The 19,368-nt window shown below is 38.2% G+C and carries 18 protein-coding genes and 1 tRNA gene; 8 read left to right on the top strand and 11 right to left on the bottom strand.

Annotated features, from left to right (window positions below):
* Window positions 1–69 precede the first annotated feature (69 nt).
* Window positions 70–1,296 carry an urea ABC transporter substrate-binding protein gene (gene urtA, locus A5482_RS00240; protein ID WP_242411918.1) on the bottom strand — a complete coding sequence of 409 codons (1,227 nt, stop codon included), beginning with the start codon at window positions 1,294–1,296 and terminating at the stop codon, window positions 70–72.
* A 232-nt stretch (window positions 1,297–1,528) separates the two neighbouring features.
* On the opposite strand from urtA, the gene A5482_RS00235 reads away from it, so the two are divergent.
* The 5 genes from A5482_RS00235 (at window position 1,529) to A5482_RS00215 (ending at window position 5,783) form a co-directional block, all read left to right on the top strand.
* A complete protein-coding gene (locus A5482_RS00235) occupies window positions 1,529–1,807 on the top strand; it encodes a DUF2470 domain-containing protein (protein WP_069790358.1) in 279 nt (92 codons plus the stop codon).
* 285 nt (window positions 1,808–2,092) lie between these two features.
* Window positions 2,093–2,395: an RNA recognition motif domain-containing protein gene (locus tag A5482_RS00230; protein ID WP_069790357.1), complete on the top strand. Its 303-nt coding sequence runs from the start codon at window positions 2,093–2,095 to the stop codon at window positions 2,393–2,395.
* A gap of 792 nt (window positions 2,396–3,187) precedes the next feature.
* The gene (rpoD, locus tag A5482_RS00225; protein WP_069790356.1) at window positions 3,188–4,366 is read left to right on the top strand and encodes an RNA polymerase sigma factor RpoD; all 1,179 of its coding nucleotides are present in this window, start codon (window positions 3,188–3,190) and stop codon (window positions 4,364–4,366) included.
* Between the two features lie 72 nt (window positions 4,367–4,438).
* Window positions 4,439–4,741, top strand: coding sequence for a hypothetical protein (locus A5482_RS00220; protein ID WP_141712665.1), 303 nt, complete (start codon window positions 4,439–4,441; stop codon window positions 4,739–4,741).
* A 79-nt stretch (window positions 4,742–4,820) separates the two neighbouring features.
* Window positions 4,821–5,783, top strand: a complete 963-nt coding sequence (locus A5482_RS00215) for a GDP-mannose 4,6-dehydratase (protein WP_069790354.1) — start codon at window positions 4,821–4,823, stop codon at window positions 5,781–5,783.
* A gap of 139 nt (window positions 5,784–5,922) precedes the next feature.
* Here A5482_RS00215 and A5482_RS00210 read toward each other — a convergent pair whose 3' ends face one another.
* Entirely contained in the window at window positions 5,923–7,392 is a 1,470-nt protein-coding gene (locus tag A5482_RS00210) for a glycosyl hydrolase family 57 (RefSeq protein WP_069790353.1), read from the bottom strand.
* Window positions 7,393–7,495: 103 nt separating this feature from the next.
* On the opposite strand from A5482_RS00210, the gene A5482_RS00205 reads away from it, so the two are divergent.
* Window positions 7,496–8,077 (top strand): Npun_F5749 family FMN-dependent PPOX-type flavoprotein, encoded by a 582-nt coding sequence (locus A5482_RS00205; RefSeq protein WP_069790352.1) that lies wholly within the window; start codon window positions 7,496–7,498, stop codon window positions 8,075–8,077.
* 134 nt (window positions 8,078–8,211) lie between these two features.
* Here A5482_RS00205 and A5482_RS00200 read toward each other — a convergent pair.
* Window positions 8,212–8,298: transfer RNA gene (locus A5482_RS00200), tRNA-Ser, on the bottom strand.
* A 164-nt stretch (window positions 8,299–8,462) separates the two neighbouring features.
* Here A5482_RS00200 and A5482_RS00195 point away from each other — a divergent pair.
* Window positions 8,463–10,364 (top strand): serine/threonine-protein kinase, encoded by a 1,902-nt coding sequence (locus tag A5482_RS00195; protein ID WP_069790351.1) that lies wholly within the window; start codon window positions 8,463–8,465, stop codon window positions 10,362–10,364.
* A gap of 3 nt (window positions 10,365–10,367) precedes the next feature.
* On the opposite strand, the gene A5482_RS00190 is transcribed toward A5482_RS00195, so the two are convergent.
* The 4 genes from A5482_RS00190 to A5482_RS00175 all read right to left on the bottom strand — a co-directional run bounded on the left by A5482_RS00190 (window position 10,368) and on the right by A5482_RS00175 (window position 13,870).
* A complete protein-coding gene (locus A5482_RS00190) occupies window positions 10,368–11,186 on the bottom strand; it encodes a hypothetical protein (protein ID WP_069790350.1) in 819 nt (272 codons plus the stop codon).
* A gap of 37 nt (window positions 11,187–11,223) precedes the next feature.
* Window positions 11,224–12,246 (bottom strand): potassium channel family protein, encoded by a 1,023-nt coding sequence (locus A5482_RS00185; RefSeq protein WP_069790363.1) that lies wholly within the window; start codon window positions 12,244–12,246, stop codon window positions 11,224–11,226.
* A gap of 237 nt (window positions 12,247–12,483) precedes the next feature.
* Window positions 12,484–13,377 (bottom strand): ROK family protein, encoded by an 894-nt coding sequence (locus A5482_RS00180; protein ID WP_069790349.1) that lies wholly within the window; start codon window positions 13,375–13,377, stop codon window positions 12,484–12,486.
* 37 nt (window positions 13,378–13,414) lie between these two features.
* Window positions 13,415–13,870 carry a phosphate-starvation-inducible PsiE family protein gene (locus A5482_RS00175; RefSeq protein WP_069790348.1) on the bottom strand — a complete coding sequence of 152 codons (456 nt, stop codon included), beginning with the start codon at window positions 13,868–13,870 and terminating at the stop codon, window positions 13,415–13,417.
* Window positions 13,871–14,158: 288 nt separating this feature from the next.
* On the opposite strand from A5482_RS00175, the gene A5482_RS00170 reads away from it, so the two are divergent.
* Window positions 14,159–14,752, top strand: coding sequence for a chorismate lyase (locus A5482_RS00170; protein WP_069790347.1), 594 nt, complete (start codon window positions 14,159–14,161; stop codon window positions 14,750–14,752).
* 16 nt (window positions 14,753–14,768) lie between these two features.
* Here the strand turns inward: A5482_RS00170 and A5482_RS00165 are convergent, their stop codons facing one another.
* From A5482_RS00165 to glmM, 4 genes are all read right to left on the bottom strand, one after another.
* On the bottom strand, window positions 14,769–15,041 hold the full coding sequence (locus tag A5482_RS00165; protein ID WP_069790346.1) for a glutaredoxin family protein: 273 nt from the start codon (window positions 15,039–15,041) through the stop codon (window positions 14,769–14,771).
* A 16-nt stretch (window positions 15,042–15,057) separates the two neighbouring features.
* A complete protein-coding gene (hpsN, locus tag A5482_RS00160; protein WP_069790345.1) occupies window positions 15,058–16,044 on the bottom strand; it encodes a hormogonium polysaccharide biosynthesis glycosyltransferase HpsN in 987 nt (328 codons plus the stop codon).
* A complete protein-coding gene (gene hpsL, locus A5482_RS00155; RefSeq protein ID WP_069790344.1) occupies window positions 16,041–17,765 on the bottom strand; it encodes a hormogonium polysaccharide biosynthesis protein HpsL in 1,725 nt (574 codons plus the stop codon). The genes hpsN and hpsL overlap by 4 nt, the downstream gene beginning before the upstream one ends.
* Window positions 17,766–17,829: 64 nt before the next feature.
* Entirely contained in the window at window positions 17,830–19,254 is a 1,425-nt protein-coding gene (glmM, locus tag A5482_RS00150) for a phosphoglucosamine mutase (protein WP_083260401.1), read from the bottom strand.
* Window positions 19,255–19,368 lie beyond the last annotated feature (114 nt).

Below are 19,368 nucleotides of genomic sequence, written 5' to 3'. Positions count from 1 at the left end.
GCCGTCAAACCTGACTAGGTTCATGTTTCAGACAAACATAAAACATAATTTCTAAGGAAAAAACAACCATTACACCTCATACTTTCCTCCTTTGCTCGGATCAGTCCAATCACATACAAAACCTTGAGTTTCAGGCACAAAGCGATTCCAAGGAATAGGATCTACAGAAGCATCGCTAGAATAGACAATATCAAACAGTCCATCATCTCTCACCTGCCCAATGCGCACAGTTTTAGAAATATGATGATTTGGGTGCATCGTAACCATACCATGGGGGGCATTCAACTTTTGCCCGATCGCACTTACCCTGATAGCATCTAAATCCATCTCATTACCAGCTTTCTCCACCGCTTGTTTCCAAAGATATACCATGACATAAGCAGATTCCATAGGATCATTGGTTACCCTATCAGCACCATATTCAGCCTTAAAACTATCAACAAATTTAATATTTTCCGGAGTTTCCACCGTTTGAAAATAGTTCCATGCGGCATAATGTCCCCTCAAATACTCTACTCCCATTTGCCGAACTTCCTCCTCGGCAATACTCACCGACATCACAGAATATTTATCAGCACCCAATCCCGCCGCGTGAATTTGTTTAAAAAAAGCCACATTACTATCGCCATTGAGACTGTTAAAAATAATTCCCCCATGGGGTAAGGTTGCCTGAATTTTTGAAATGATAGAGCCAACCCCGATATTTCCCAAGGGTAAATAATTTTCCCCCACAGTTTTTCCCCCCAAAGCATCAAGTTGTTGTTTAATAATAAGATTAGCGGTACGGGGAAAAATGTAATCTGAACCCACCAAAAAAAACTCATCCCCTTTATTTCGCAACAACCACTCCACCGCAGGTTCAATTTGTTGATTAGGAGTTGCCCCAGTATAAAAAATGTTGCGAGAACATTCTTGCCCTTCATACTGAACAGGATACCAAAGCATATGATTTTTGGCTTCAAATACGGGTAAAACCGCCTGACGACTCGCAGAAGTCCAACAACCAAACACCGTTACCACCTGATCTTTATCAATCAACTTCCTCGCCTTATCCCTAAATGTGAGCCAGTCGGAAGCACCATCTTCAATAATTGCTTCAATTTGTTTTCCTAACACCCCCCCATTTCTATTAATTTCCTTGATGGCTAATAATTCAGCTTCCACCACCGCCGTTTCGCTAATGGCCATGGTGCCACTGAGGGAGTGTAGTATTCCCACTTTTATGATGTTTTCTTTCGGGGAAATTGTTTCTTCATTACCCATGGGAATGTCATTATGACAACCTTTAAAGAACAAACTCGCTCCTAATGTTAAACCCCCATACCCTAAGAATTTTCTTCTGCTGTGGCAAAAATTCACTGGTGTTGAACCTATTACCTTTGATATATGCGTTGACTCTCATATTTTTCCCTAACGAAGATGATAATCTAGCTTTTCTTTTCAATTCTTTTTTGAGGCTATCACCATAAATCCCTGAAAATATTAAAATTATCTTGTACCTGTAAATAGTATTAAGAAATTTTAAGAAATGAGCCAAGTAATTGATCAAGTAGTGAGCGATCGCATTTGTAAACACATGAATGACGATCATCAAGATGCCATAATTCTTTATGCCCAAGCCTTTGCTCACATCGAAAATGTACAAAGTGCCACCATGATTTCCATTGATCATGAAGGAATGAATATTGCCGTTAACAATGAACCTCAAAACCCCATTAGAATAACATTTGACCACACTCTCACCGATGCCAAGGATGCTCACCATACCTTAGTGGAGATGATCAAAACCGCTAAAACTAAACAATAAATTTAGCAATGCCACAAAAATTGCTTTAGGGTGAATAGGTGATAGGTTTGGGGATATGAGCCGATATTTTTAGTCTATTTTTTATTTCCCATTTCTTGTTACTTAAGTAAATAAAAACACCAATGAGTAATTTAAGTGTTATAATGACTTCAGAAGAGATTAAAGTATCGGTTTAAAGATTTTGTTGAAGATATTCCCGAATTTTCGAGTTTTCCACTGGCAGTCTTCTCTCCGAATATTACAGATCCTACCATAAGCAATAAAAACACTGGAGACAAGACAATTATGTCAATATATGTAGGCAACCTTTCCTATGACGTTACCGAAGCTCACCTTACCTCTGCGTTTGCAGACTTCGGAGCAGTAAAAAGAGTATATTTACCCACTGACCGTGAAACTGGTCGTATGCGTGGTTTTGGTTTCGTAGAAATGGACACCGAAGCCGAAGAAAACGCAGCCATTGAAGCCTTAGACGGTGCAGAATGGATGGGGCGTGATATGAAGGTTAATAAAGCTAAACCCCGTGAGAACAACAACAATCGTTCCTCCTACGGTGGCGGTGGCAGCAGAGGCGGAAGTCGCTTCTAAAAAACCTTAGAAGGTTTTAATAAATAAATCCTCATCTACAAATTAGGTGGGGATTTTTTTTGGGAAAATTTAGCATTTATCTCAACATTTCATAACAAAAGTGCCCAACTCGAAATAAAAATAAGGAAATTTAGACATATTTAACCCAAAACCAAAAAGGTTTGTTAACCTAAGAGCAAGGAAGAATTTGCACCTACTAACAAAACGTATGTATTACGACGGATATTATCCACTATGGTTAAAAAAATATCACTTCTCGATGCCATTTTCTGTGAAATTCATTACAATATCTGAAAGATTTGACCGAAAAAACTTGTTTAACAATCAAGAGTAAAAGGGAATGACTTTTTTTCAAAGCTCCGTAACAATTGATTTAAAAAAAGGGACCATTAAGCACTTAGTGCAGAAAATGCGATGACAATTTATCTCATCCAACCCTCGCAGATATTTCCAAGAAAGATTTACTCCGAATATGGAAATAGACTTCGATAAAACAAGAGTTTTCAGTTGAAATTCTACTCCTTAACAAAAATATTAGGTATAGTTCTAGCTTTTGCTCCCCTAGGTTTTATGCTGATGGGTATCATGGCAAAACTAAGTCTAAAGTTAAGCTGGTTTTTCAAACCGAATTTAATTTTGATGGCAAACAAACCGATGAAAATAAAAATCATCTCAGTTGATTTGTTTGAATTTTCATGAAGATTCTGTCAAGAAACAGGATCAATTCAACAAATAATTTACAACTTTTTCACTATTAATCTTCAAGCATAAAAGGAATAAGAGGAAAACGGCATGACGCAGGCACAAGAAATTTTCGCAACTATCACCCCCACTGACGACATGGAAGCACTTTTAGATTTAGGATCAACATCTAAGGGTAAGAATAAAAGTTCAGTTTCTGTAGATACAGAATTAACAGAAATTATGTCCGATGCAGATTCTATGGGGGTTGTTGAAACAAGTACGAAAAAAGCTACAAAACTTGCTGCTAACCGCCGTCGAACTCAAACCAAGAAAAAGCCTTTTACCGAAGATTCTATTCGTGTTTATCTCCAAGAAATTGGTCGCATCAGACTTTTAAGGGCAGAGGAAGAAATTGAGTTGGCCCGTCAGATTGCAGACTTACTAGATTTAGAATATATCCGAGCTACTCAAATCGAGCATTTAGGACGTATTCCCACCGATGAAGAATGGGCCGTAGCTTGTGACATTCCCAATATGCGTCAGTTTAACCGTCGTTTGCATATTGGGAGAAGGGCAAAGGATAAAATGGTTCAATCAAATTTGCGTTTGGTGGTATCCATTGCCAAGAAGTACATGAATCGAGGGTTATCTTTTCAAGATTTGATTCAAGAAGGTTCGTTAGGTTTGATTCGCGCCGCCGAAAAGTTTGACCATGAAAAGGGTTACAAATTCTCCACTTACGCCACATGGTGGATTCGTCAAGCTATTACCCGTGCGATCGCAGATCAATCCCGTACTATCCGTTTACCCGTCCATCTCTACGAAACCATCTCACGGATTAAGAAAACCACCAAAATGCTTTCTCAAAAAATGGGCAGAAAACCCACTGAGGAAGAAATCGCAGAAGATATGGAGATGACTATCGAAAAACTAAGATTCATCGCCAAGTCTGCGCAACTACCTATCTCCTTAGAAACTCCTATCGGTAAGGAAGAGGATTCTCGTCTAGGTGACTTTATCGAAGCGGACGGAGAAACCCCCGAAGATGAAGTATCCAAAAACTTATTACGGGAAGACTTAGAAAATGTACTCGACTCCCTTAGCCCCCGTGAAAGAGATGTCCTCAGACTCCGTTATGGTTTGGATGATGGACGAATGAAAACCCTAGAAGAAATCGGGCAGATATTTAACGTTACCCGTGAGCGCATCCGTCAAATTGAAGCTAAAGCATTACGTAAGTTGCGCCATCCCAACCGTAATAGTATCCTAAAAGAATATATCCGTTAGGAATAATCTCTCTTAATTTTTCCCCCATAATAATCAACCATGGGGGATTGTTTTCCCACTATATCAAAAGCAATGACCACAAAATCAGACAAAAATTGGCAAGAAAAAATAGAAGAAATTGAAGCCGAAATTTATGACGCTACCCCTTTAAATCCTCCTAATAATGCTCAGGGCAGTGTTATCCCCGTCATCAAAGGATGGTTTACGGCTTTACCCACAGGGGGCAAAGTTATCATTAGTGTGTTTGGGGTGATGTTATTATTTTCCCTAATTAGTACCGTGTTTTCTATTCTTAAGTCCTTACTCAGTATTCTGGTGATTGGGGTTGTTTTTTATATTGCTTATAAGTTTGTTAATAGTAACAGCAAAGAGTAATTGATAATTAAGAATAAAGATTTTATCACTTCATCTCCTTTTCTTCTCTACTTCTACAACCTAAAACAAGATTATCCTTATGACAAAAAAAGCGTTAATATCTGGCATATCTGGGCAGGATGGGGCTTATTTAGCTCAATTGTTATTGTCTAAGGGTTATGAGGTGGCAGGTACTTCTAGGGATGCTCAGATGTCTTCCTTCAGAAATTTAGAGCTTTTAGGAATCAAGGATAAAATTCAATTAGAGTCCATGGCACTGAACGATTTTCGCAGTGTCTTACAGATTTTGATGAAAACTGAACCCGATGAGGTTTATAATTTGGCTGGACAAAGTTCCGTGGGTTTGTCCTTTGAGTTACCAGTGGAAACCTTAGAAAGTATTGCGACGGGTACTTTAAATTTATTGGAAGCCATTCGTTTTACCCATCGCCCCATTAAGTTTTATAGTGCGGGTTCGAGCGAATGTTTTGGGGATATAGGAGTTCAGGCGGCCGATGAGAATACCCCTTTTCGCCCTAGAAGTCCTTATGGGGTGGCAAAGTCAACAGCTTTTTGGCAGGTGGCTAATTATCGAGAGGCCTATCATCTTTTTGCTTGTACGGGAATTTTGTTTAATCACGAGTCTCCGTTGCGCCCTCGTCGTTTTGTGACTCAAAAAATTATTGATAGGGTGATAGACATTGCGGAGGGTAGAGAGCAGGTTTTATCTTTGGGTAATATTAATATTAGTCGAGATTGGGGTTGGGCGCCTGAGTATGTGCAGGCAATGTATTTGATGTTGCAACATGATTCTCCCGAAGATTTTGTCATTGCTACGGGGGCTAGTTATAAGTTAGAGGATTTTGTGGCTTGTGCTTTTGATTTTTTTGATTTGGATTGGCAAAAATATGTAGAGTGCGATCGCACTTTATTACGTCCTACTGATTTAGCTTTTAGTCAGGGGAACCCCACCAAAGCGAAAAAAATACTGAACTGGGAAGCCCAATATAAAATGCCCGATGTGGTCAAAGGAATGATTGAAGCCAAGGTGAATAAAGCTTGATGAAAAAGTGGAGTTGTGAGGGTAGGCAAAAGTTTTTTGATCTTGAGATTAACAATTATAGTTAGTCAACTTATTTATTATCACCAAAAAACTCCCCCATTATGGAGGAATTTAAGAATAAAAAATAATAAAAATATGGTTATGGTCTGATAATGTCTATTCCTCGCTGGTATAACTCTTTAGCGTAATCTGTCCATGTGCCTTGCCCCCAATAGCGAAAACAACTGGTTTGCAATAGTAGATGATATAAAAGGGCTTCTTGATAATCTTGATTTTTGGTGATTTCAGGATTTTCTTTTACCACACCATCATATTTTTGATGGAATAAAGCACTTAATTGATTCATGGGTTGTAATACATTCTCATAACCCCTTACCCAGCTTAAATCATTAGTCCACGATGCACCTTCGGTATGAAATTGATGATCATTTTCGGTTAAAAAGGCGATCGCACTTTCGACTTTTTCTGAAGTAAAATCATTCTCAACCCGTTGCCATATCTTATGTTGCCCCACTGCCTGACATACAGGAAAATCATCTTCAGATACCCCAGAAGCTGCCAACAACTCCAAATATTCCGTACCATTTACCCCCACCACATCAGAATCTTTGATGCCATACCAAAGGGGGGGAAAATCCCTAGGAAACTCATTCATCATCACCCCACCATTTTCTCCATCGGCAATTTGCGTCACACAAGGAGGAATACTGATGCCATTGATAAATTGACGACTTTTGCTTTTAGCTTCGTGGTAGGGTTGCATCTGTGCTACTAATTTAGTATCTGAACCCTGAGTTTTGATTAATGCTGTAATGGTGATAGTCTCTCCCTGAGAATTTTTAGCCACCAAACGATTAGGGATATATTTATCTTCTTGGTGTAACCCTTGTCCATCAAGTCTTTCCACTGAATGCTCTTGTACCAATAACCAACGATAACCACACTCTTTTAACGCCTTGATATATTCATACAAAGTATCAGGATGATTGGGTAGGTGCATCTCAGGAGGAGAAAAACCCTTCACCCGTTTTAGGGCATCCTCCCCAAAAATAGCAGCGAAATGATGTTGCCATGCTTGGATGTGTAGCTTAATATCAGGAATAGGAGTAGAAGGAATTACCCCATGGGACCACATGGTACCTAACCATTCTATATAGGGTTGATAGGTTTCATCCTGAGTAATTTTACGGAGATTATTTAAAACATCTTCCCTACCCATTTGTTGCAATCCCCATAACAGGTTGCCCGAATAATCCAACATAATGCGGGGGCTACAGCCGTTTGCCACTAATTCGGGAATAAAATCCCCCATGCGACTATAACACCAAGCAAATACGGAAGCGTTATGATTATCTCCTTCCCCTTGATGCTCAAACATATGTTGTAAATTAGAGATTAATTCTCCATGTTGCCCTGCGGGAATCGTGGGTTGGTGCATATGTAAGGCACAGGCAAATAAGGCTTTTTTGTCTTGTAAATTAATATCTGTTTTATCTAAAAAAACGGTTTCTTGATGATTGACTATTTTTTCTATCTCTGCTTCTTTACCTGATAGGGGAGGAATATCTGCGGTAATTTGTCTAAACTGTTGTACGTTTGTAGCGGTCATGATAGCTTTTGTTCTCCATGTGAACTATCGCTATAGTATCTTTATTATGTAAGTCTTTTTAGTTTGACCATTAAATCTTAATTAATTTTTTATATATACCCTAATGTCTCATATTCTAGCACCATGGCGATCGCCCTTAGCCAAAGCATTACATATAAATAGGGCAAAACCCTATAGCCGTTATTTCCAACTAGCCACCATTTCCGCCGAAGGATACCCCACCAATCGCACTGTAGTTTTTCGGGGTTTTTATGAAGATACCAACTGGCTACAAATCATCACCGACATCAGAAGCGAAAAATATCAACACCTACAAAAACGACCCCAAAGCGAAATTTGTTGGTACTTTACCAAAACCAGAGAACAATTTAGAATCAATGGTCACATTGATATTATCACCCACCAAGAAAAAGATCAAAAAATGCTCAATGCCCGTAAGCAAGTATGGGATAAATTAAGCGATAACGCCAAAATTCAATTTACATGGGCAAATCCAGGAGAAACACTCAATGATGAATCTATCATCACCCCCGATAACCTTGATAATCCCCTTGATACTTTTTGTTTACTTATTTTTAAACCCCAAAAAGTTGACCATCTACAACTCAAAGGCAACCCTCAAAATAGATACCTATACCAACTAGAGGAACAAAATCACTGGGAAATGAGTCCTATTAATCCATAATTGCAAAACATATTTTTTTTAAACAAGGGGTTTAAATCCTTTGCGCCAACTAAACTACTAATAAAATGTAAAACCCAAAAAATTAACAACAAAAAAGAGCCTTGGTATAAAACCTTAGCTCTTCTTATGGAGTACGGAGAGGGAGGGATTCGAACCCTCGTTGAAGTTACCCCCAAACAGCATTTCCAGTGCTGCGCCTTCAACCGCTCGGCCACCTCTCCAGATGACACAGTTAAATATTATAGCTAATCTAAAAAAAATTTACAAGGTAAAAAGGAAAAAATACTTATTAATGATGACTTTTATGGCTTTTACAGGGAAGAATGCACAAGTCTCTCTCTCAAAATTTTAAAAATAATGGTTATGATAGATGGGAAAAATACGAATGACTTCCACCAAAGGAATGAATACTACTACATTGTTAAATAATCGTTATCAAATCATAGAATCTATTGGTAGAGGTGGATTTGGCGAGACTTTTCTGGCCATCGATACTCATTCGCCCTCGGGCAAAAGATGCGTGATTAAGCAACTAAAACCGATTATTAATGAGTCTAGTATTCCTCAATGGATGTATGATCGTTTTGAACAAGAAGCACGTATATTAGAACACGTAGGGGATGAACAAATTCAAGTACCCCGTCTTCATGCTTATTTTTGCGAAGATAAAAATTTTTATTTAGTGCAAGAGTGGGTAGAAGGAATTACCCTAACTAAAAAAGTTCAAGAGGAAGGCAAAATACCTCCTGAAAAGGTTGAGGAATTCTTATTAAAAATATTACCTGTATTGGGCTATTTACATAAAGAAAATATCGTTCATCGAGATGTAAAGCCTGACAATATAATTCTTCGGGCAAAGGATAATTTACCCGTTTTAATAGACTTTGGGGCAGTAAAAGAGGCTTTAACTACCTTTGTTTATTCTCAGGGCCAGTCTGCCTATTCTATCGCCATTGGGACCCCTGGTTATATGTCTTCGGAACAAGCGGCGGGGCGCCCCATTTTCTCTAGTGATTTATATAGCCTTGGTTTGACGGCGGTATATATGTTGACAGGAAAACCACCTCAATATTTACGCACCGATAGTCGCACGGGAGAAATTTTGTGGCGTGATGAAATTCCTGATTTCCATTCTAACCTTGCGGGGGTAATTGATAGGGCGATTCGCTTTAGTCCCCGAGAGCGTTTTTCTAATTCTCAGGAAATGATAGAAGCCCTTAAGCCGATGACTTCCCATTATCCTACCATGGGTTTTGGGAGTCCTGGGACACCTCCTAAAAATAATCATTCTTCAAGGGCGAGTAATAATCATACTGTTAGTTATGATCCTACCATTGCGGTGGGAGGTCGTGCTACTCCGCAAAATTTAGTTAATAATCCTCCTATCAATGGTGGCACCATCGGAAGGGGCAAGGGAGGTACTGTGGCGGTTAATACTTCTCCGACTCAAAATTATGAGGAGGATGAAAAACAGGGCTTGTTTGGCTCTTTATTACCTATTCTATGGCTATTTCTCATTGCGATCGCCTCTTTCACCCTCGGTTATGGAGTAATTGCCAATATATTTGATAATTCTAATTCTCAGTTGGCCAATGAATCGGGTGACAATGAATCATCCTCACCCCCTGAAGAAGTGGAAACCCCCATTGAGTCTAACCGTCGTAATCCTATTTTTAATCCTGATATATTTCGTCGCCCAGAGGAAGAAATTCCTCCAGAGGAAACAGTAGAAAATGAAGAAACTGAGTCAGAAATTGCTGAAAATCAATCTAATACCGAGGAAACAAATTCTTCTGATAATAGCCAAAATCAAGAGTCTTCTAATTCTCCAACAGATAACTCTGGTAACTCCAGAGGGCAAAATAGGGATAATAATTCTTCGGTGGATGGAAACTCTTTACCTGTTTTAACAACGGGCAATGTGGTAAATGAGATTTTAGGCAGATTTGGACAACCGAATCAAACTCGACCTAATCCAGATGATAATACTACGGAATGGAGTTATGACAATATTTTTAATAGCAATAGTCAGGTTAGTTATAAGGTGAATGATGCGAATGGAAGTATTGAGGAAGTAAATTTATCTTTTCCTGTGGCAGCGGATGCGGCAACCATTGAGGCTACTTTTGATCGCTTATTACGGGGTAATGTTACCCCTGAGGTGAGGGAGGCTTTAAGGCAAGTGATGCGGGGTGAAACGGATTTGAGAGCTTTTAGTGTCGCTAAGTGGGATGGTCAAATTAGAAAAGTTAATGGCAATATTAACATTAGTGTTTGGTCAAGATAATAGTTATAATTGGGTAGGGAAATTATCTGTAAATACTGATTTACATAGGTTATGATAATATCTAAGGGCGATCGCACTTAGCCCTAATCTCGCCCTAGATAGATCTATATTTTTCTCTTTTACTTCTCCCCAAATACGACAGTTTTTTTCCCATGCCATTAAGGCTTGATACATCTTTTCAACCATAGATAAATAGTTGATTTTTTTTTGTTTATTTTCTGTGATTTCTATACAATATATCAGAGTTTTTATTAAACTTAAATCACTGTCTATGGTGTATGGCAAGTTATTAAATTTGATATTTTTTATATCTAAGATATGCCATGAATTTTCAGATAAATCAAGACTATTTAAGGTAATAATATTATGTTCATGGGCTGATTTCAAAATGGAACAAAAACGACCATAAATATAAATGTGCTTAAATTCCGCTGGTTGTTTATTTTTAGTAGCATATTTATTATTAAAACAATAACTAGATAAATAGGTTAAATATTCCTCTAAAAACTGATTTGTTACAGTTAATTCTAGCCAACCATTACCCGATATATAGATTTTTAAATTAGGATAGTATTTAAATTGGTTTTTATCATAAAATTTAACAAAATCCACCGCTAAATCTTCATGATTTAAAAAATATATTTTAGCTAACCTTAAACATATAGGACTGTTAAATGTTACTGTATCCTTCTTTTCATTCAAAGTTAAATTATAAAAAATATCATCAGAAATAGAAACAATCTTATTTTTATTTCGTTGCCATTCCCAGTATATTTGACATAAAATATCTCCTAAAAAATTACTCACTAAAAAATTATCCATTTAAAAAAACTATTATCTCCTCCTACCCTTATAAATATTATTTTCTTGGTTGACGAGGAGACTTCTTCATGGGTGCAAGAATAGAATTTAGAGTGCGTAATTGTTCCGCCGTACCCATACAAATCAAAGAATCTCCCTCCTCAAGGATACTTTCCCCATTAGGGCCAGGTATGAGTCCATTATTAGGAGTGCGGATAGCCACCACTAAAGCGCCAGATCTCGCCCGTAACCCTGCTTCTCTAAGGGTTTGCCTCAGACAAAGACAATCTTCTTCTAACAAAAATTCCTCTAGGTAAAATGATCTTTCCCCACCGCTGAGGATACCATCGACAAAATCCATTATCTGGGGGCGTAGGGCGGCAGCTGCCAGTCTTTTTCCGCCAGTGACGTAGGGGGATACCACAGCATCTGCCCCAGCCCTTTCTAGCTTTTTTACCGCTTCTTCTGAGTTTGCTCGGGCGATCGCCCTTATGCTAGGATTAAGAGCCTTAGCAGATATTACCGTATAGAGATTATCAGCATCAGAACTAAGCGCCGCAATAATTGCCAAAGCAGTTTCAACTTTTGCTTCTAACAAAGATTCATCAAGGGTGGCATCTCCCTGAAGATGTAGATAACCCAACTCTTCGGCTTTTTCCAACTCACTTTCACTCTTTTCAAGGACGATAAAAGGAGTATTTTCGGCGTGTAATTCCCTCGCAACATGGAAACCCATGCGCCCAAAACCGCAGAGAATATAATGATTTTGTAATTTATCAATCACGTTCTTTTTTTGTTTAAATCTTAGTCTTTCTTTAAAATAACCTTGGGAAATAGCTTCAGTAAAACGATTGACAAGATAACCAAAAATGACAATTCCCATTAAAATGAGAACCATGGTAAAAATTCTAGCTCGATCATCAAGGGTTCTAATTTCCCCAAAACCCACCGTTGAGAGAGTAATAATGGTCATATAGGCAGAATCTACCAAAGACCATTGTTCTACTAACCAATACCATAGCGTTCCTGATAATAATACACCTCCTAGGGCTACAGAGGCGCCGATTAGCTCCCTTTTCATTCGATAATATTTTTGTTCGGAAGCTGAAGGTTTTTTTCCGCTACTCACTCACTTAAACACTCCTGGTTATTTTTGATACTCACGGCTCAAATATGAGCTTAATTTTTTTGATGATGCCCTGACAAAAAAACAGATTTAGTTCCGCTTTTTATTTTACTTAATGTTCTCTAAGGTGCGGAATATCTAAAACTTAATAACCATGGTGTATTCGCTAAAAATATTAATTATGGTAATACGTTATTGAGTTAATTCCCAAGCTAGTTTGGCAGCGCCAACCATTCCTGCATCATTACCTAATTTTGCCACCATCAATTTTAGTCCTTCCCTAGAACTAGGTAAAACTCTTTTTTCAACTTCTTTCCAAGCTGATGGTAAAAAATATTCAGCACTAGCACTCACTCCCCCCCCAATCAAAATGGCTTCTGGGGTAAAGATGTAAATGTAGGTTGCCAAACCAGTGCCTATTATCTTGCCATAATCTTCCCAAAATTTTAGGGCGCTAGGATCATTTTTCTTCGCTAATTCGCCCCACTCAGAGGGTTTTTTGCCCGTATCACGATAAATGGCAGTAGCAGAAGCGTGTTGTTCAAAAGAGCCTGTGTTACCGCTATTACAGGGATGTCCATGGGGATTGAAGGTCACTAAACCTAATTCTCCCCCAGCGCCATTATGTCCGATAAATAATTTACCATGGAGGATAACAGCGCCCCCTACCCCTGTACCAATGGTTAATAAAATTAAATTTTGATAGTTTTTTCCTGCGCCTAGCCATGCTTCTCCTAATCCTGCACAGTTAGCATCGTTACAAAGAATGGTTTTTAGTCCTGTTTTCTTTTCCAATTCATCGGCAAGGGGTACATCATGCCATCCACTTAGGTTGATGGCTACTTTGGCTATTCTACCTTTTACGTCTGTCGCCCCCGGCATTCCAATGCCCAAGGCAACAATATTTTTATCTTGGCTAATTCTATTAACGGTAAGGGCGATCGCATTTATGACATCTTCAGGGGTAGCAGGTTGAGGAGTGGCAACACTAAAAGACTCTAAACAAGTACCATCCTCCAGAAAACGACCAAATTTAATGGCTGTGCCACCCAAATCTACTCCTATTACTTCTTTTTCTTTTACCATTTTTAAATACTTTTTTTATCCCTATTTATTTTACTATTTACTCAACCTCATGGGACTTTCTCACTAACCAATAACTGGCGGAGAGACAAATTATCGCTATCCCTAAAGCAATTAAATCAATTTTGTCATATTGTTTGGGATCAAAAATAATAATTTTTCTTGCTACCGCAATTAAGGCAGTAGTCAAAACTAACTCCAGTTGAAGTATATGCTTTCTTAAATATACAGTAATATTTTCCAATAGTTCCAGGGCAATCAATATATTAAGAAATAGTCCGAATATTTCAAAAATTGTACTAGCAAAAAAGCCAAACTCTCCAGTGATAAATAAATATTTTGCTAAGACAAATATTAAATCTAATATCGAAATAAAAACAACAATAATAATTCCTAAAGAAAGAATTTTAGAAACAATATTTTCTGTAAGGTGAACTATTTTTAAAAAGTTTTTATCTTTAAATGCTTCTTTTAAATAATTAATAAAACTATTCATATAAATTATATATATGTCTTAATATATTTTGAATTGAAAAATAACAATAAAATGGAAAAGACAATATATATTCCGTTGAACAAAATAATTCATTTTATTCTCCTTTCATTAGACTATTGAATATTTCGTAGATCAAAACTTTTTTAGTTGACATTTTCAACACACAAATATTAAAACACGTTCTTGCCATTCTGATGGTTGAGGAGATTTAAAAAAGTGTCCTTAGCAACTGTATGAACATAATTGCTACAATATTATTAAGTTTTGTAAACTCATCAGCAAAAAACCTTGAAGACTAAACCAATCGTAACTCAGTGGAATTGTTTAGATAATCTCTGGCAAGGGGGAGAAGAAGAAGTTAAAACAGGTTTACCCCATACCCAATTAGCACCTCCTTGGCAAATACTATTATTAGGGGATGGCTCTCCCACAAGGCATTTGAGGTTATTAACCCAAGAGCCTACCCAAGTGGATGTGATTGATATGTCTTTGATTGGTATGGATAAAGATAACGCTCCTCAGGCCATAGAAAATGTACCTGGGCCTAGGTTAAGAAGACAAGTATGGCTCAAAACGGCTTCTGGACAAAGATTAGCTTATGCTTCTTCTTGGTGGAGTGCGGACAATGTGGATCATTATTTAGAAAATAGAGCCTTACCGATTTGGGAAAGTTTATCTAAATTGCACACAGAATTGTATCGGGATATTCAAGGTATTTATTACGGTAATTGTCCTTATTTAGAAGAAAGTTTTGGGGAAAAAGGACCTTTTTGGGGGCGACATTATCTTTTTTGGCACAACCGCAAACCTTTAACTCTTATTTATGAAGTTTTTTCCCCTTATTTATCTAAATATTTAGGAGAAATAAAATATCAAGAATAACTCTTTTTATTACATTCTAATTATCACTCACATCATTTGCAAACTGTTGTAATTTTTTGCTTAGTTGTGTCACAGAAATACGAGGAGACATACGGGGTATGGGGCGATCGCCCTTATCCGTAACCATAAATAAAACGGGTATTTCGTATTTATAAACGTCAAACCATTGTTCATTGGTAGTAATATCTCTAATTTCAATATTTATATTAATATCATCAATTTCTCTTAATTTTTCCTCTAATCCTTCACAAAGGTGACAACTTTTCTTGCTATATAAAATTAAATTCATTACTTTAAAATATTAATTACTCCACTGTAAAAGAAGAATGATAGTTACTAAATAAACCTAAAAACTGAGTTTTCAAAGCATCTAAAAAACCTAAAAAATAAAATACTCCTCGACTAATAATTTTGTTCAAAGAACCACTTTTATTACAAGGAGGATTACCCAAAACATGACAATCAAATAACTTTCTGTAAAAACGCATCTGTTGGGATAAAGTCAAATTTTTTAAACCCATCAAAAAATGATTATGGTAAAAAGCAAACTGATAACTCAAAGACTTGGTTGTAATATCATGACAACCCCCAAGTTCCTCCCCTAAATGAACTAACTCCGCCAGTGGATCGTACCAAATATCATAACCCGTACTACGTAACCGTAAACAAAAATCAGACTCCTCCCTTACCGCACTACCCCGAAACCTCTCATCAAACCAAACATCGTACTCCGTAAAAATATCTCGCCGAAAAGACATATTGCAACCCCTGGCAGTGATAATTTTTTGCGGTTTGATGAGATAAACAAAATCCAAATGATACCATGCCAACCCCGGATCACTTGCTTCGGGCTCTAAATGCTCTTTGAATGCCGTTGAATAGCCTTGCTCTCCTGTTTGAGCCGAAAACTGCTTCATACGGTCTAAAACTCTTCCAGCTACTGCACCTATCTTTTCATTATCTAAATAATTTTTGACATGGGAAGAAATATAATCCTCTGATAGCTGAACATCATCATCAATAAAAATTACGATGTCGCCTTTCGCCTTACTAACTCCATAATTTCGGGCTTTTGGTAAACTAGCCCAATCTACCCGATACCATTTTATTTTTCCTTGTGTATGATGATTGCTCAAAAAAAATTCAACTTCTTGATCATGATCCAGAGTTTGATCCACCACAAGCACTTCAAAAAAAGGATAATCTTGTTTAAGTACATCCCGAATACTATCCACAAGGGCTTGTTCTCGTTTATAAGTAGGAATAATCACAGAAACTAAAGGTTGATTCATGATGTCGCAGGGTGTCTTTTTTTGAGGGACTTAAATTTTTTTCTGGTTTTACGATTTTTAGTCAAGATAACTTGAACTTCTTGATCCCGTTCTTGTTTATCTATCACTGTTAGTTTAATTAAAACTCCCGCAAATAACCAGTAGTAAACGGCCACAGGGTCAGTGTCAAGGGGATACCAGTAGGGAAAATAACCAATAAATAGTAAAAACACCCAAAAGGCACTGGCAAAACTTTTGAGAGTTGGATCTTTAATGGAACGATACTTTTTAAAAGTATATATTACTAAATGAGTAATAAATCCTAAAAAAGCGATTAAACCTAACATACCAAGTTCATAAATAATTTTGGGATGATAGGTTTCCAAAAATGCCACAGCGCCAAAAGCTCTAGCGGAATTAGTCGCTTTACCTAAACCTGATCCTAAAAGAATTCCGTCACCATTACTAATAGCCCATTGCCACTGTTTAATGATAAAGTCTTGAGGAGGGGAGGCATTCCAACGCCCGATCGCACTATCAATTCTGTCCGTGACGAATTCAGGGTTAGCCGTAATAAATATAAAACCAATAATGAAGAGAATTACGGCAATGGGAATAAAACGTTTAAGACGAAAAATTTGCCCCGTTAAAACTAACATTACAGCGATAAATATAGGTACAAGGAAAAGAGCGGCTCTTTGTCCTGACACTACCGCATTAATGAAAACTAAACCCATGCCCCCAAGTCCGATTAATTGCCAAAAACGGGAAGTTTCGAAAAAGGCCACCGTAAAACAAATGGCGCTATTGGCAATGAGAAACCAGCCCCAATGCCATGGAGAGACAAATGTTCCGGGTAGTCGTATTTGATTTTGGTCTGGGGTATATAGTAGTGAGCCACCCACAAAGCATCTAGCATCTAAACTAGCTCGAAATAGACCAGCACCTTCGGTAAATTCGCTGGTTGCTTGACAACGCCCACTTTTTAGAAATTGGTATTGCACCAAGGCTAAAAGACAACAGATGATTGCTAAAACCGTTAATAATCGACCGAGTTTAAGTACGGTTTGTTTATCTTCGATGAGATGATAACCACAAAACATTAAGGGTATGTAGCCGATAAATATTTTTAAGCCCAAAATACCCTGTAAAAATGGTTGTCCTTCTTTACAAATAGGAGGGGGACTGACATTTTGTACCAAGTTACAAGCTGGGGCCAAAAGTTGAATACGAAGGTTTATGAAAACTAAAACCATTAGGCAGACTATGCTTAGTATCATCAAAGTAGGAAGCAAGGGCTTAGCGATGATAATGGGTTTCCTCTGCTTCCATGCCTGAAGTAGTAGGGCACATAGGGCGGGAATATAAAATACATCTTTAGCAATCTGGAAGATCAGATTTCCTCCTGCAAAGGCATATACTACTGTACCTCCGAAGGGCATATAAATCAGAAACACCCAAAGGGCTGATTTGGGAAACTGATAGGAAAGAATTAGTGCCATAACTCCTAGGGCAGCGGCCACTGCCATCTTTGGTGATAAGAGAAAAAATGAAGGTAGGGCTACTAATATTCCGAAGATAATGGAGATCGCCCATGAACTGACCAATTTTTGCTTTTTTTGCCTTTGCTGCCGCTTGAGAGCCATTTTTTCTTTACGACTGAGGGGAGCAGGGGTATTAGGGGGAGCATTGTTTACACCCCTTTTACGGTTGCGAAATTTTTGAGTTTTCGAGGCAGTCATAATGCTTTGGGGATGATGTACTGAAAAGAATCACCCATAAAACAAGCAATTCTTTTCTTTTCAATTATGCTAGATGTTGCTCGACTACCGCCACTAAATTATCAGTCCAATGGTTAACTAAATTATGATTTTGAGCTTCTACCATGACCCGAATTAAAGGCTCTGTGCCTGATGCACGTACCAAAATACGACCTTGATTACCCATAGCTGACTCTGCCTTAGCGATCGCCTGACGCACAGGTTCACACTCCTCCCAGCGCAACCGTTTTTCCCTGTCTTCTACCCGTACATTTTTCAATAATTGAGGGTAGGGGGTAAAACTTTCTTTTACTAATTGGGTTAAGCTAACACCCCTTTGACGGGTAAGGGAAGCAAGATGAAGAGCGGTTTGAATGCCATCTCCCGAATAGTGGTGATGATGACAGAGGATATGTCCTGACTGTTCACCCCCTAACATGGCTCCTGTTTCCCACATGGTAGCTTGTACGTGTTGATCTCCTACGGGGGTGCGTACCAGTTTACCGCCTAACTTTTGCCATGCCAATTCAAAGCCGAGGTTTGCCATAACAGTACCCACTAAAAGGTTATTGGGTAGTTGCCCTTGCTCTTGTAAGTATTGTCCCCAAAGGTAAAGAATATAATCACCGCAAATTTTGTTACCGTCAGAGTCCATGGCCATTACCCTATCGGCATCACCATCGAAGGCAAAACCCATGTCAGCATCATATTCTTTGATAGCTTGTTTTATTCTATCAAGGTGAGTGGAACCGCAGTTAACATTAATGAGATCGCCATCTGCTTGATGATGAAGGGTAATCACTTCTGCCCCTAACTCGGTAAATACTTGAGGGGCAATTTCTACCGCTGCTCCCCATGCCAAATCAAGAACAATGCGCATTCCTTGAAAGTTAATATCTGTGGGTAGGGATTGGGTTAAAAATCTTTGATAATTGGTGGCTAACCCATGACGATGGATATTTTTGCCATATTTATTACCATCTCCTTTTAAATTGTGGCTTTTGAGGAGATTTTCAATGGCGATCGCCTTTTGATTATTCAATTTAGTACCATCTGCCCCAAAAAACTTAATACCGTTATCCTCTGGGGGGTTATGACTAGCAGAAATCATGATCCCCCCCACAGCACCCATGGTGCGGGTAAGATAAGAAACGCAAGGGGTAGGACACAAGCCGATATTCCACACCTCTAAACCCATAGAAGTTAAACCAGAGGCGATCGCCATGGCTAACATATCACTAGAATTACGAGAATCCTGACCGATAATAACCGTTTTAGAATCATTTTGCCCTTGATTCCAGACCCTTCCGGCGGCCATACCAACCCCTAAAGCCAACTCAGGGGTGAGTAAATCACCCGCCTTACCTCTGATACCATCAGTACCAAAGAGCTTATCAGGTAAAGCACTAACACCAAATCGCACCCCTGCATTATCGAGTACCTTGCCATTTTGAGCCAGATCAAAAGACATTACCATTTTCAATTTTCCTCACACAATTAATTAAATGAATAGCTATCAAAATTTATGTATAAAACCAAACCAATTAACATATTTACTTGGTTTATGAACCATCAGCGGTTAATT

It is taken from the genome of Cyanobacterium sp. IPPAS B-1200 (genome assembly GCF_001747005.2).
GTDB lineage: Bacteria > Cyanobacteriota > Cyanobacteriia > Cyanobacteriales > Cyanobacteriaceae > Cyanobacterium.
This window is presented reverse-complemented; position numbering and strand designations above follow the sequence as displayed.